Origin of the sequence: Undibacterium parvum, assembly GCF_003955735.1 — a bacterium.
Classification (GTDB): Bacteria; Pseudomonadota; Gammaproteobacteria; order Burkholderiales; family Burkholderiaceae_D; genus Undibacterium; species Undibacterium parvum.
Map to the genome: position 1 here is coordinate 2,807,150 of NZ_CP034464.1, position 14,491 is coordinate 2,821,640.

Consider the following 14,491-nt stretch of genomic DNA (forward strand, 5'->3'; position numbering starts at 1 on the left):
AGCTGGTGTTTTTTTTCGTGCTATGGCACTGTAGCGCTGACATCGTTCGCAAAGAAGGGCAGGCATGCATACTCTGCTGAATAAACTCAACTGGAAACAGCTGGCGCTGCTGGACTTACCTGCCACCCATCCCTGCATATTGCAATTGGAAGCGCTGCAGCCCGCGCAGTTTTTCATCGTATTTGCAGCGACCCGGCATTGTCTGGAGCAGACACTGAGCGCCATCCTGCCGCAGGCAGAAGGCGATGCGATTCTGTGGATGGTCTATCCTAAAAAGAGTTCAGGCATGTATGTCGGTGAGCTGAGCCGGGCTCATGGCTGGGACAGCCTGCGTGCGGCGGGCTGGGATACGGTGCGTCAGGTGGCTCAGTTTTAAATGCAAATCAACACAGAAGCAACATCTGCACACGTGGAAAACTATCGCGCTCAAGGCTGTCTCTAAGTTTTCGTATTTCCTGGTGCCGATAAAGTCTCTGGTTTAGTTTCGTCGATCTACCTTACGGGAGTATGAGCTTGCATTAAAGGCGACGGTAAAAACTCAGGCATCCTTCAAGCCATTCCAGCGCGGCGTCAGATGATGTGGCAGGGCGAACAGATCTAAGACCCGGCCTACCGTATGGTCGACCATTTCCTGGATGGATTGTGGCTTGTGATAGAAGCCGGGCAGCGGCGGGAAAATGATCCCGCCCATTTCTGTGACGGATGTCATATTGCGCAGATGCGCCAGGTTGAACGGGGTTTCCCTCACCATTAGCACCAGGCGGCGACGCTCTTTCAAGACCACATCGGCGGCGCGCGTGATCAGATTGTCGGATAGGCCGTTGGCCACTGCTGCCAGGGTTTTCATTGAGCACGGCGCAATGATCATGCCGTCCGATTGAAATGAGCCGCTGGCGATACTGGCACCGACATCGCGTACATTGTGGACCACATCGGCTAAGGCTTCGACATCCTTGCGATTGAAGTCTAGTTCTTGGTGCAGATTGAGTACGCCCGCCTCTGAAATCAGCAGGTGACTCTGTACTTCAGGCAATTCACGCAGTGCTTGCAGCAGACGCACTCCGTAGATGACGCCAGTCGCGCCGGTGATGGCGACGATTAGCTTACGGGGTGCGTGTGCTTCGCTCATGCTGAACTTAGGCTTTCAGCAAAGCTTGCATTTCGCCGCTTTCAAACATTTCATTCATGATGTCAGAGCCGCCTATGAATTCGCCTTTGACATATAACTGAGGAATGGTTGGCCAGTTGGAGAAATCCTTGATGCCCTGACGTACTGCAGCATCTTCTAGCACATTGATAGTGACCAGATTTTCTACGCCACAGCTTTTGATGATTTGTATGGCGCGGCCAGAAAAACCGCACTGTGGGAATTGCGCAGTGCCTTTCATGAACAGCACTACAGGGTTAGTGGTAACAGTTTCTTTGATCCAGCTTTGTACGTCGCTCATGGTAGTTCCTTGGTGGTTGTATGGCGTCATTATAAAGGAAATAGGACTTGCACAAAACCGCTCCAGCGTTGTTGCACTCGCCTTGCCGTACTAGCGTACTGTCTGCGGCGGTGCGCCTAGCTGGAGCAATTTTGCGCAAGTCCTTGCAATCGGGGAAAACGCTCATGCCCGCCCCAGTCTCTTTTCTTGCCTAAAATAATTACATACTCCCCCATGTATTTTTCAATCGCGCATGTATCCTTTGCGCAATACGCCTATTTATTTTAAAAATAGGGGGAGTATGTTTTTTTCTTGCTCAGGCCAGCTTATTCTCAATTTGAATAAGCTAGCCCTGCATCAGGAGCGCAGCTTGGCGAAGGCGGAGGCCATCGCATTATTGCTAGGTGCCGGAGCCGAACTTTGCCGATTTTGCTGCGCGTTGTGTTGATTGAGGCGCTTGGCATCGTCGCGATTGGCGCGCTGCTCAGGCTGGCTGCCTGGCTGCGGCGCACTATCGGTGAGGCGCATGGTGAGGGCGATGCGCTTGCGCTTCTCGTCCACTTCCAGCACTTTTACTTTCACGACCTGGCCGGCTTTAACCACCGTGTGCGGATCTTTGACGAAGGTGTTCGATAAAGCCGAGATATGTACCAGGCCATCCTGATGCACGCCGATATCGACAAAAGCACCGAAAGCGGCGACGTTGGTGACCACGCCTTCCAAAATCATGTCGGGACGCAGATCACGGATTTCTTCGACGCCGTCTTTAAAGGTGGCCGTAGTAAATTCAGGGCGCGGATCGCGGCCTGGTTTTTCCAGTTCTTTGAGAATATCGCTGATGGTCGGTACCCCGAATTTGTCGTCAGCGTATTTGGCCGGACTGAGCGATTTCAACAGGCGCTCGTCACCGATGATACTGGCCACATCTTTTTTGATGTCGGCCAGAATTTTTTCTACCAGCGGATACGATTCAGGATGGACCGCCGAGGCGTCCAGTGGATTGCTACCTTTCATGACGCGCAAGAAGCCTGCCGCCTGCTCAAAAGTCTTGTCACCCAGACGCGGGACCGAGCGCAGTTCGGCACGCGAAGTAAACATACCTTTGGCATCACGATAGTTAACGATGCTTTGCGCTACGCTGGACGATAATCCGGAAACCCGCGCCAGCAAAGGCGCAGAGGCAGTATTCACGTCAACCCCGACAGCATTCACGCAATCCTCGACCACGGCATCGAGCGAGCGCGCCAATTGTGATTGGCCGACATCGTGCTGGTACTGGCCTACGCCGATAGATTTAGGATCGATCTTCACGAGCTCAGCCAGCGGGTCTTGCAGGCGACGGGCGATTGAGACCGCACCGCGTATCGTGACATCGAGATCAGGCAATTCTTTAGAGGCAAATTCAGACGCCGAATACACCGAGGCACCGGCTTCCGACACCACGATCTTGGTGAGCTTGAGTTCAGGACGCATCTTGATCAGATCTTGCGCCAACTTATCGGTCTCACGCGAGGCGGTACCGTTGCCGATAGAAATCAAGGCCACATTATGCTTGGCGGCTAGCGCTGCCAACACGTGCAGCGAGCCATCCCAATCATTGCGAGGCTGGTGCGGGTAAATGGTAGTGTAATCGACCACCTTGCCGGTGGCATCGACGATCGCCACCTTACAGCCGGTGCGCAGGCCAGGATCGAGACCCATGGTGGCGCGCGGGCCGGCCGGCGCTGCCAGCAGCAGCGCTTTGAGATTGAGTGCAAAGACATTGATCGCTTCCACTTCCGCCTTCTCGCGCAGATTGCTCATCAGCTCGGTATCGAGATGCATGAAAACCTTGACGCGCCAGCTCCAGCGCACCGTGTCGGCCAGCCATTTATCGGCCGCGCGGCCAGTATTTTTGACGCCAAAGCGCGCCGCAATCCGGCTCTCGCAAGGATTCAGTGGGGCATCCCATTTCGGTTTTTCTTCTTCGGTATCGAGGCGCAAATTGACCGTCAACATCTCTTCGCGCCGCCCCCTAAAGATCGCCAAAGCGCGGTGTGAAGGAATCGTGCCCAGGGTTTCTGAGTAAGCGAAATAATCGCTGAACTTGGCGCCCGCTTCTTCCTTGCCCGGCACCACGATAGATTCAACGATGCCGTGATCGAGCAAATATTCGCGCAGCGCTTGCAGCAAGCTGGCATCTTCGGCAAAGCGTTCCATCAAAATCTGGCGCGCACCATCCAGCGCCGCCTTGGTGTCGGGCACGCCGGGATTCTCGCCGCTGTCGCTGCTGAAGGCCGGTTTCAGATATAGCGCAGCTTGTACTTCCGGCTCTAAAGTCGGGTCGGCCAGCAAGCCATCGGCCAGCGGCAACAGGCCGGCTTCCAGTGCGATCTGCGCCTTGGTGCGGCGTTTTTGTTTGTAGGGCAGGTACAAGTCTTCAAGACGAGTCTTGTCTTCGGCATGCGTGATGGCATCGAGTAAGACCGGCGTCATCTTGTTTTGCTCTTCGATAGAGCTGATGATAGCGGCGCGCCGTGCTTCCAGTTCGCGTAGATAGCGCAGCCGCTCTTCGAGTAAACGCAGCTGGATATCGTCCAGACCGCCGGTGGCTTCTTTACGATAGCGCGAGATAAACGGTACCGTCGCGCCCTCGTCGAGCAAGGCAATAGCGGCGGCAACCTGCACCGGTTTGGCGGCAAGTTCTAGGGCAAGACGTTGTTCTATCGAAGGCAGCATAAAAATATTCAAAGAGAAATTAAAAACAAGTGGCAGATGATACGCAATCTGTGCGATTGCGCCAGTCTTGACAGATACGCAGACTAGGGGATGGGCTTCTTATTATTGCTCATTATAGGGAGTATCGGTAGTGATACTGTGTTTGCGCAATGGTTACCTGCGTAATATGCTGGTGATGAGTGATACACCTGGGGAGTATATTTATCGTGTGGAAATGTAAATTCTGTGAGATTGGCTGGATAGGGGGGCTGGATACGGTTTTAATGTTTTGTTAATTTGGAAATTATCTGGTATTTTGGGAAGGAGTAAAACATATTTGAGTTCCAGAATTCAAAACCTTGATTCAACCAATTTCATAGGACTTTTTTCGTGAAAAAAATCTTTATCGGTATAGCTCTCCTCACCCTTATATCTGGAGTTGCCTTTGCAAAAGGTGGCGGCGGGCACTCTAGCGTAAGCCACGTAAGTAGCTCACCAAGTAGTAACGGAAGTCATAGTGTGAATGGATACGTCAAGAAAGACGGAACATACGTTGCGCCTTCTCATGCAACCAATCCAAATAGATCTAAGGCAGATAATTGGTCATCCAAGGGCAATACTAATCCGCATACCGGAAAGGATGGAACCAAGGATCCAGAAATAGGGAAGTGATATTGGGATTAGCGCATTTATTGCATAGCTGTGCATAGGTACATTTTTGTTATGCGTCGGTGACGCTAGACGATCTCCTATTGGTGCTTTGAGATTGCAGGCCGGTGGTAGACCGGCGGCTACTTACTTTTCTTGCTTCCCCCCTCCATGTCAGGATAGATGTCGCCTCACTTAATATGATAAAAAGATGGAGGGCGGAAGTCAGGGTAAGATGAAACGTATTCGATATACAGCAGAACAAAGGGAATGGGCTGTTCAACAAATGATGCCCCCGTTAAACCGAGCAGTGGTGGAATTAGCAAAGGCCACGGGAATTACTACAGTGACGCTACGTGTTTGGCAGAACGTGGCGCGTGAGGAAGGAAGAATTGTGCCTGGAGATGGTAAACAAAGTGATCGCTGGTCCAGCACGGACAAATTTCGCATCGTGCTAGAGGCTGCAGCACTAAGTGAAGTAGAGCTATCGGCGTATTGCAGAACCAAAGGCGTCTATCCAGAACAAGTGACGCAATGGCGTTTAGCCTGCGAGCAGGCCAATGGACAATTGGTGCAGACTAAACCAGATGCCTCACAGACAAAACGCATTGGCGAACTGGAACGCGCCTTAAAAAAGAAAGATGCTGAGTTGGCAGAGTCGGCGGCGCTGCTTGTTTTAAGAAAAAAAGCCGAGGCGATCTGGGGGAGGGAAAAGGACGAATGATCAAAGCCCCAGATCGCCTTGAAGCCCTGACATTGATTAATGAAGCGGTTGCCGCTGGCGCGCGCCAAGACCTTGCTTGCGACATGCTGGGGTTGAGTGTGCGCACCCTACAGCGGTGGCGGCATTCACCACAAGATCGGCGGCCTGATACCATGCATCAGTGTCCTGCAAATAAGCTCAATCAAGCAGAACGTGAGGCATTGTTGGCAGCAGCTAACTGCGCCGAATACGCCAGCATGACGCCGCATCAGATTGTTCCCAAGTTGGCCGACAAAGGAATTTATCTGGCATCGGAATCGACATTTTACCGCGTCATGAAAGCAGCTAATCAAGGACAGCGAAGGGGGCGAAGTAAGAGCCCGCAGAAACGGCCATTGACAACGCATCAAGCAGATGGACCTAACCAAGTGTGGTGCTGGGATATCACCTGGCTACCAAGCACGGTCAAGGGCAGATTCTTTTATTGGTACATGATGAAAGACATCTACAGCCGTAAGCTGGTGGTCAATGAAGTGCATGAAAACGAATCGTCAGAACATGCCAGTCACTTGTTGTGGCGCGGTTGTTTGCGTGAACAAATAGCCGGCAAACCACTGGTGCTGCATTCCGACAATGGCACGGCTATGAAAGGGGCGAACATGCTCTCCGCCATGTACGATCTTGGTGTGGTTCCGTCTTTTAGCCGACCACGTGTCAGCAACGATAACGCCTACGCCGAAGCATTATTTCGTACTGCGAAGTATTGCCCGCAGTGGCCAGAACGGCCATTCGACACCTTGGAAGAAGCGCGTCTCTGGGTACATGAATTCGTCAAATGGTATAACGAAGAACATTGCCATAGCGGCTTGAAATACGTCACTCCAGATCAGCGCCATCGTGGGCAAGCAAGTGTGTTACTTCAGCAGCGTGCACAGGTCTATCAACTAGCCCGTAAAAAAAATCCTCGACGCTGGTCTGGAGAAACGAGAGATTGGACATTAGGCAGTACTGTCTACTTGAATCCTGAACGAGCTCAGATGCAAGAGAAAGATTATATGAAAGCAGCTTAATTTTAAACATTAAAGCGACAACTAGCTTGACACACACCGTCCCCAAGAAACGTAAGCAAAAGAAGGCGCCGCAAAGTCGCGGTCCCTGCGGGATACCCAATTGTGCAAGTCGTAAAATGGGAAATGAAGCAAACTCGCTGCGCTCAGACAGCTTCACTTCTGATCCATTTTCCGCCTCGCACAATTGGCAGCGCCACATGCGAATTCTAGTCAAAAGCCAAATCAAAAGCAGAGTCAAAAGCAGATTCAAAACCCAGGTCAAAAACCAAGTCAAAAGCAGCAGATTGCCTTAGCTCGAAGTGCTTTGATGTTGCCTGTGCAGTGGGATGGAAGTCGCACTACGGATGGGTTGACCTTCGCTTTCCGCATGTGGCGCTGCCGCTTGTGCTGGGCAGAAAATGGATTAGAAATGAAGCTGTCTGAGCCGCAGGCGAGTTTGCTTCGTTTCCCATTTTTTGACCTGCACAGGCGGGAACCCGCAGGGCAGCGACTTTGCGTCGCCTTCTTTTGCTTCCGTTTCTTGGCGAAGCAAGAAAAGGGAGTAGCCGCCGGTCTACCACCGGCCTGCAATCGCATAGTAACGACAGAAGTACAAACACGACCATGCCACAGCAAACCAAAAACACCAGGCAAAAGCGAACCCAAAACAGCATGCCTCCATAACGCATATTCCATGCGCTTCTTCAAGCACATAGGCCTGCGAGCCGCATGGAATATGCGCAGTGGCAGGGCGGTATTCGAATCCGTGAAATGCTAAGTGGCTTTAAGCAGATACATCCCAGGTCGGTTGATTTCCATCAGCGCTTCTGGTTTAGCGGGGGCGGTGAAGCCGTAGCGTTGGTAGAGCTCGCGGGCGTTGGCGCTGGCTAGCATGAAGCGGCGCAGGCCTTGTAGTTCGGGGTGAGCTAGTATCGCTTGCACCAGGGCTTTGCTGTGGCCCTGGCCGCGTTGTTCTGGTAGGACGAACACATCCATCAGATAGGCAAAGGTGGCGCGGTCGCTCACTACGCGGGCGAAGGCAATTTGCTTGCCGTTCTGGTCAAAGCCGCCGAAGCACAGCGAGTGCTGCAGCGAGCGCTCTACCGTTGCCAAGGGGATGCCGATTGCCCAGCTGCTTGCTGTGGATAAGAAGTGGTGGATCATGGGGATGTCCATGAGCGCCAGCTCGGTACTGATGTGCATGCAGCTCTCCTGTTTATTTTTTGCCGCCGCTCACGCGCAAGATGCCCGCCAGATCGGGCCAGCTTTGTACTTGGCTAAAGCCTGCCGCGCTCAAGAGCGCCTGTACTTGTTCGGCCTGGTGGTAGCCATGCTCCATCAGTAGCCAGCCGTCGTCGTCCAGATAGCTGGGTGCGTCGTCTATGATGCGGCGATACGCGCTTAGGCCATCTGCATGATCGGTCAGCGCATCGATAGGTTCAAAGCGCAGGTCGCCTTGGCTTAAGTGCTGGTCGTCTTTCACGATGTAGGGCGGATTGCTGACGATGGTGGCAAAACGGCTTGTGGGGCTCATCGTGAGCTTGAGCGCGCTATACCAGTCGCTCTGCAATAATTGCAGGGTGTGCGGTGGTAGGTGGCGCGCCGCATTTTTGGCGGCGATCGCCAGTGCGGCCGGGCTAATGTCGAGTGCGGTGACTTCTAAATCGGGTCTTTGCTGCGCTACGCTGATGGCAATTGCGCCCGAGCCTGTGCCCAGATCGAGCAGGCGGCTGGCCTTGGGTGCATACTGCAAGGCCAGTTCTACCAGTAGCTCAGTATCGGGGCGCGGGATCAAGACATCGGGCGTGACATAAAAATCCAGGCCAAAAAATTCGCGTTGACCGAGGATGTAGGCCATAGGTTCGCCCTGCACGCGGCGCGCGATCAGGGTATTGAGCTGCTGCGCCTGTTCACTGCTTAAAGGTGTTTCGGAGCGGGTAATCAATTGGACCCGGCTCAGACCTAGCGCATGCATCATTAGCATGCGGGTTTCTAATAATTCTAAGGGGGAGACAGATTGGCATTGCGCGATTGTTGTGCCTGCCTGCAGCCAACTTAGCGGAGTCGGCAGGTTCGGCATCAATACCCTTTGCCAAACAGTTCGCGCGCTTTCTTTTTGCTGAACAAGAGCACTCCGAGTACCAGCGCGAAGATCAGAAACCAGACCATGGCCCAGGCCGCCATCGAGAGGCCGAAGATGGGTGGATAAGGGGTGTCGCACAGGCCATCGGCCCTGAGTAAGACCGGTAGCACTTCGGCCAGGATGATTTTGTTTAAACCAGTTTCTAAGGGATCGATGCCGCATTTCACTTCGGGATACGCCAAGACCCAGAGATGGTAGGCCGCGGTACCGATACCAAATAAGGCAGAGCCAAAACCTAGGGCAAAGCCAATGCGCCTGACGGCTCTCGGTAAAATCAGCGCGATCAGGCAACTTAAACCTATGCCTATGAAGGCATATCTTTGCATCACGCACAGCGGGCAAGGCAGCATTTTTTCTACCAGCTGCAAATACAGCGCAACTAGCAGCAGTGCCAGGCAGATCAGGGCGGTGGTGATCAGGGCTATTTTTGTACGATTCATGTTGTTCAATAAAAAAAGAGAGGGCGCTGCAATGCGGGACTAGATTCGAATCGAAACGCGTTTCAAGGCGGCCAAACGATACTAGCCTAGTCAGCAGCTAGTTTCTCTATGATACTGCAAAATGTTTTTGGTTCCGCATGCTTTTTTGCTATGCGGCAGTAAATGGCGGTCAAATCGCCGCCAAATAGAGCTCAAAAATTTGCACATACTGCTCCTGAGTATCAAATATAAAAACGCCATTGCCCACGTAGTATGTGGGCAATGGCGTTACTTATTCGCATACTCCCCTAAATGACTTAATTATTGTCGTCCGCCAGGGCGGCCAGCAATTCGGCCTGATGTTCGGCCACCAGCGCGTTAGTTAGATCGGAAAGTTCACCATCCATGATGAAATCGAGCTTGTATAAAGTCAGGTTGATGCGGTGATCGGTCATGCGGCCCTGCGGGAAATTGTAGGTGCGGATACGCTCGCTACGGTCGCCCGAGCCGATCAGGCTCTTACGGGTAGCCGCTTCCTTGGCCTGCTTCTCGCGCATCTGGCCATCCATGATGCGGGTGGCCAGCACGCGCATCGCTTGTGCCTTATTTTGATGCTGGCTGCGTCCATCCTGACATTCGACCACGATGCCAGTCGGGATGTGGGTCAGGCGTACTGCCGAATCGGTTTTGTTAATATGCTGACCACCGGCACCGGAGGCGCGGAAGGTATCGATGCGCAAATCCGAGTTATTGATGATGACGTCGGCCAGTTCATCGGCTTCCGGCATCACTGCCACCGTGCAGGCCGAGGTATGGATGCGGCCCTGGGTCTCGGTAGTCGGCACGCGTTGTACGCGATGGCCACCCGATTCAAATTTGAGTTTGGAGTAAGCGCCGGGGCCGGCGATACGCACGATCGCCTCTTTGTAGCCGCCCAACTCAGACGGCGACTCCGACATCATTTCTATCTGCCAGCGGTTACGTTCGGCAAAGCGGGTATACATGCGTAGCAAGTCGCCGGCAAACAAGGCGGCCTCGTCGCCACCGGTACCGGCACGTATCTCTAGCAAGATATTGCGTTCGTCGTTCGGGTCTTTCGGCAATAGCATTTTTTGCAGATCGACTTGCAAGTCTTCCATGCGCTGTTTGGCATCGTTGATCTCTTCTTGCGCGAATTCTTTCATCTCGGGATCGGCCAGCATCTCTTGCGCCGAGGCGATATCGGCCTGGGCTTGCTGGTAGTTTTGATACAACGCCACCAGCGGTTCGAGTTCGGCATTTTCGCGCGTCAGCTTGCGATAATTGTCCATATCCTTGGTGACGTCTTCTTGCATCAGCAATTGGCTGACTTCGACCAGGCGCTCGGCCAATTGATCGAGTTTGGATAACATTGATGGTTTCATGTGATGACCTTGTACTTGTAATTGTCGGCAGTAGCCATGGGCAAATCGTTTTGCGTATGGCTGCTACTGAGATTGTTGCGGTATTGAGTGATGGCAGACTGGCTGCTCAGATAAGTCAACGGCGGCCTGCGGCAATAGGGCGCCAGATGTGGCGGCAAGTTCAGGCTAGCTAACGCCTGGTGCGGAACAGTTGCGGTAATAAAGTTGCCAGGCGGGCGCGTTCATCGCCACTGGCTTGGCGCAGCGCTTGCTGCGGGCCGTGCAAAAATTTGGCGGTGATGCCTTTGGAAAGTGCCTCGAGTACCGCATCGATATCGTCACCGCGTGCCAGCATCTTGCGCGCCCGTTCCAGTTCTAGCATGCGCATGGCTTCGCTGTTTTCATGCAAATCCTGGATCACCGGCACCATCACGCGGCCATCCACCCAGTGCATGAAAGACTGCACGCGGGTTTCGATAATCGCTTCGGCTTGCGCTACCGCAGCCTGACGGTTTTCCATACCGGTTTGCACCACGCTACCGAGATCGTCCACCGTGTACAAGTAGACGTCACCGAGTTGCGCCACTTCTGGTTCTATATCGCGCGGCACCGCTAAATCAACCATGAAAATCGGGCGATGGCGGCGCGCTTTGACAGCGCGTTCGACCAGGCCAAGGCCGATGATGGGCAGGGATGAGGCGGTGCAAGAGACGATGATGTCAAATTGGTGCAGGCATTGCGGCAATTCTGCCAGACGGATAGCCTTGCCATCGAAGCGGTGCGCCAGCGCTTCACCGCGCTCTAAAGTGCGATTCGCAATCGTCAGGCTTTTCGGGTTTTGTGCCGCAAAATGGGTCGCGCACAGCTCTATCATTTCGCCGGCGCCGATAAACAGCACGTGCTGCTCTGAGATTTTATCGAAAATACGTTGCGACAAGCGCACTGCCGCTGCTGCCATAGAGACACTGTGCGCACCGATCTCGGTGGTGCTGCGTACTTCCTTGGCGACCGCGAAGGTGCGTTGGAATAACTGGTGCAGATAAGTGCCCAAACCGCCGGCCGCATCGGCCTGACGTACGGCGTCTTTCATTTGGCCGAGGATCTGCGGCTCGCCCAAGACCATAGAATCAAGACCTGAGGCGACGCGGAAAGCGTGCCTCACCGCATTGTCTTGCGGCAGCGTGTAAAGATGGTGACGAAGTTCGGAGTAAGGCAGCTTGTGGAAATCCGCCAAAAAATGCGCAGTCGCATCAATGGAGTTCTCTACCCCGCTGACTGCATACAATTCGGTGCGGTTGCAGGTTGATAAAATCGCCGCTTCCGGCCCAAAATGATGGTTGCTGCTGCTGTCATCGCGGCCAAACCAGGAGCGCGCAGCCACCACCGCCTGACCTATCTGATCAGGAGAGAAGGCGACTTTTTCGCGTAAAGACAGCGGTGCAGTCGTGTGATTGAGGCCAACGGCAAGTAGTTGCATAGACTAAAAAATGAATATCAGCCTGCATTATACAGCCTAGCTAGACGCTGGTTTCTGGCAAAAAGTAAGACTTGCGGCAGATCAAGCCTGATCAAACACTAAAAGCAGGTATTTTTAAGACGAAAGTGCTGCCTTCACCCGGCACGCTCTGGAAATCTATCTTGCCATGATGCCTATCCATGACCTTTTTGATAAACACCATGCCTAAGCCAACGCCGTCATTTTTGGGCTGTTCTTTGTGTTTAAAGCGCTGAAAACGCTGAAACAGGCGACTCTGATCGGCGCGCGCAATCCCGTAACCCTGATCGACGATGGTGCACAAGACATGCGCATCGCTCATGCCGGACTCGTAACTGAGTGTGCAAGTAATGCTGGTGTCGCTAGGACTATATTTGATCGCATTCGAGAGTAAATTGGTCAGCACCCGCGTCATCAGGCTGCGATCGACCCGGACCGGATAGTTGGCTTCTGGAATCTGGGTCGTGATGCGGATATTTTTCTCTTTTGCCAGGCTCCACATCTCGTCGCTGGCATCCATCAATACATCTTGAAAATCCATGTCTTCCAAGCGGTAATCTTGCGCTTCGGCACGCGCCAATTGCACAAAATTATCTGCCAGAGCCAGCGTGATACGCGAGGCTTTTTCTATGCGGTTTAAAAAATCTGCCTGTGGCAAGGCGGTTTGCGGATCGTGTTGCAATTCTAGCAGCGCCAGGATAGAGGCCTGCGGCGCCCGCATATCGTGCGAGATAAAGTGCAGAGTCTCATCGCGGCTACGTTCTGCCGCACGGATCGCAGAGATGTCGATCAGGCTGATGATCCAGCCACTCAATTCACGCTGGCCGGTATAGCAGGGCGCGCTCTTAATCAAGAGATCGCGCTCTTTGGGATCGACTATCTCTATCCCCTTATTTATCGTGCTTTGTTGTTTTAGATCGATTAAATCCCACCAGCTAAAGACTGCGTTCGGGCTCTCTTCCAGGGCGGCTGGCGGGCTCATTTTGGCAAACAAAAACGGCAGCATGGCGTCTTGTATCTTGGGCTGACCTATGCTGGCAAAATACAACATGGCGGCTGGATTGGCGAGCAGGATATTGCCGTCTACGGTAGTGACGATGGTGGCATCGGGCAAACTGTTCAGGCTGTCACTGACAAACTGGCGCAAGTCACGGACCCGGCGTGCCGCATTGCGCATCGCCTGTATGCGCTGTTCCAAACTATCTTGTAGCGGTGCGCTGATCGACACCTCACCTGCATCGATATTGCCAGCGGGCTCGGTTTTCAATTCCGGCAGTAAATGCGGCTCTTGATCAAGCAAGATAAATTCTTCGCCCAGATAACGTATCGCGGCCTCAAGGCGGCGCCAGCTCCACAAGGGATAAGCCAGTAACAAGCCGCACAAGGCGCTGGAGGGTGGCAACCAGTAACCCAGACGTAGTGCGCTAAAACTGCTGAGTAAAAGTAGCAAAAATAGACCTGCTGTCAGGCTCAAGGCCCAGCGCGGTGAGGCGAATAAATAGCCGAGTAAGGCCAGTGTTAATGGTAAGAGTGCATACAGCAAGCTAGGCCAGAATGTGGCCAGACTAATGGCGCGTTCATCGAGCAAACTGGCAAGGATATTGGCATTGATTTCTATGCCTGAGATGGCACCCTCGTTGGCCGACACCGGGGTGCCGAAAGAATCGGCCATGCCAACCGCACTAGTGCCTATCAAGACGTATTTATCCCGGAAAAAATCAGCAGGAACTTCGCCCCTTAACACCGTGACATAAGGCACCGAAGTAAAGTGGCCGCTACTGCCGTAATAGGGGATGTGCATCTGGTAATCGCGCTGCCAGGCTTCATTCTGCGGGCTGGCGCGCTCGGCCTCTGGTAGGCGCAGACCTGGCAGTGTAGCTGCTTGACTGCCCGCCGCCGCGGGTCGTGCGATGTCGCGCATCGCCAGTGCAAAATGTGGCCACCATACACCGTGCATGCCTTCTTGCAAAAAGACACTGCGTGCCACGCCGTCTTTATCCAGCTCAAGATGGATGTGTGCCAATTGTCGTGCCGCCTTGCTCAAGATCGGTAGCGGTTGGGCGGCACTCAGACCTAGACCTGCGCTGGCCGAGACCAGCGGCAATACCACTTTATTGCTGGCGGCAATCGCGGCGGCTAGACTGACATCGCCATTTTGCAGTCCATCCGGGGATAGGTTTTCGGATTCGGAGAATAATATATCCAGACCGATGGCGGCCGGATTGGCGGCATTGAGTTGCTTGATTAGTTCGGCATGGCGCAGGCGTGGCCATGGCCATTTTCCCAGTTCGGCCAGACTGTAGTCATCAATCGCAACGATGATGATGTCGTCACGCGCCGGATGCGGGTTGAGGCGCATGAATCTATCGTACAAACTCTGATCTAGCGTCCCTAAGGTTTTGCTCCACTGCAAACCAGCAATCAAGAGCAGCAAGGCGACACTGATGAAGGCCCACTCGCGTAAGGCTAGTCGCCTCGATGCGGCGTTGCTATTGTCTGTAGTTTCTGTCTTCGCTGTGTTGCTCATG

The 14,491-nt window shown here is 53.5% G+C and carries 11 protein-coding genes; 2 read left to right on the top strand and 9 right to left on the bottom strand.

What is annotated here, in order from left to right; genetic code table 11:
- Positions 1-64 precede the first annotated feature (64 nt).
- Entirely contained in the window at positions 65-376 is a 312-nt protein-coding gene (locus EJN92_RS12300; RefSeq protein ID WP_126128093.1) for a hypothetical protein, read from the top strand.
- A 162-nt stretch (positions 377-538) separates the two neighbouring features.
- On the opposite strand, the gene EJN92_RS12305 is transcribed toward EJN92_RS12300, so the two are convergent.
- From EJN92_RS12305 to EJN92_RS12315, 3 genes are all read right to left on the bottom strand, one after another.
- Positions 539-1,129, bottom strand: coding sequence for a UbiX family flavin prenyltransferase (locus tag EJN92_RS12305; protein ID WP_126128094.1), 591 nt, complete (start codon positions 1,127-1,129; stop codon positions 539-541).
- A 7-nt stretch (positions 1,130-1,136) separates the two neighbouring features.
- Positions 1,137-1,448: a Grx4 family monothiol glutaredoxin gene (gene grxD, locus EJN92_RS12310; protein ID WP_126128095.1), complete on the bottom strand. Its 312-nt coding sequence runs from the start codon at positions 1,446-1,448 to the stop codon at positions 1,137-1,139.
- 336 nt (positions 1,449-1,784) lie between these two features.
- Positions 1,785-4,145, bottom strand: coding sequence for a Tex family protein (locus tag EJN92_RS12315; protein WP_126129907.1), 2,361 nt, complete (start codon positions 4,143-4,145; stop codon positions 1,785-1,787).
- Positions 4,146-5,007: 862 nt separating this feature from the next.
- On the opposite strand from EJN92_RS12315, the gene EJN92_RS12325 reads away from it, so the two are divergent.
- A protein-coding gene (locus EJN92_RS12325) for an IS3 family transposase (protein ID WP_407701518.1) occupies positions 5,008-6,545 on the top strand; the annotation gives its coding sequence in 2 pieces (ribosomal slippage) (positions 5,008-5,482 and positions 5,482-6,545; 1,539 coding nt in all).
- Positions 6,546-7,298: 753 nt separating this feature from the next.
- Here the strand turns inward: EJN92_RS12325 and EJN92_RS12330 are convergent.
- The 6 genes from EJN92_RS12330 to EJN92_RS12355 all read right to left on the bottom strand — a co-directional run bounded on the left by EJN92_RS12330 (position 7,299) and on the right by EJN92_RS12355 (position 14,490).
- Positions 7,299-7,688 carry a GNAT family N-acetyltransferase gene (locus EJN92_RS12330; RefSeq protein WP_227869527.1) on the bottom strand — a complete coding sequence of 130 codons (390 nt, stop codon included), beginning with the start codon at positions 7,686-7,688 and terminating at the stop codon, positions 7,299-7,301.
- A gap of 52 nt (positions 7,689-7,740) precedes the next feature.
- A complete protein-coding gene (gene prmC, locus EJN92_RS12335; protein ID WP_126128098.1) occupies positions 7,741-8,604 on the bottom strand; it encodes a peptide chain release factor N(5)-glutamine methyltransferase in 864 nt (287 codons plus the stop codon).
- Complete coding sequence (locus tag EJN92_RS12340; protein WP_126128099.1) at positions 8,604-9,107, bottom strand: disulfide bond formation protein B; 504 nt, start codon at positions 9,105-9,107, stop codon at positions 8,604-8,606. The genes prmC and EJN92_RS12340 overlap by 1 nt, the downstream gene beginning before the upstream one ends.
- Positions 9,108-9,403: 296 nt before the next feature.
- Positions 9,404-10,489 carry a peptide chain release factor 1 gene (prfA, locus tag EJN92_RS12345; RefSeq protein WP_126128100.1) on the bottom strand — a complete coding sequence of 362 codons (1,086 nt, stop codon included), beginning with the start codon at positions 10,487-10,489 and terminating at the stop codon, positions 9,404-9,406.
- Positions 10,490-10,658: 169 nt separating this feature from the next.
- The gene (gene hemA, locus EJN92_RS12350; RefSeq protein ID WP_126128101.1) at positions 10,659-11,945 is read right to left on the bottom strand and encodes a glutamyl-tRNA reductase; all 1,287 of its coding nucleotides are present in this window, start codon (positions 11,943-11,945) and stop codon (positions 10,659-10,661) included.
- A gap of 91 nt (positions 11,946-12,036) precedes the next feature.
- Positions 12,037-14,490, bottom strand: a complete 2,454-nt coding sequence (locus EJN92_RS12355; RefSeq protein ID WP_126128102.1) for a CHASE2 domain-containing protein — start codon at positions 14,488-14,490, stop codon at positions 12,037-12,039.
- Between the last annotated feature and the right edge of the window lies 1 nt (position 14,491).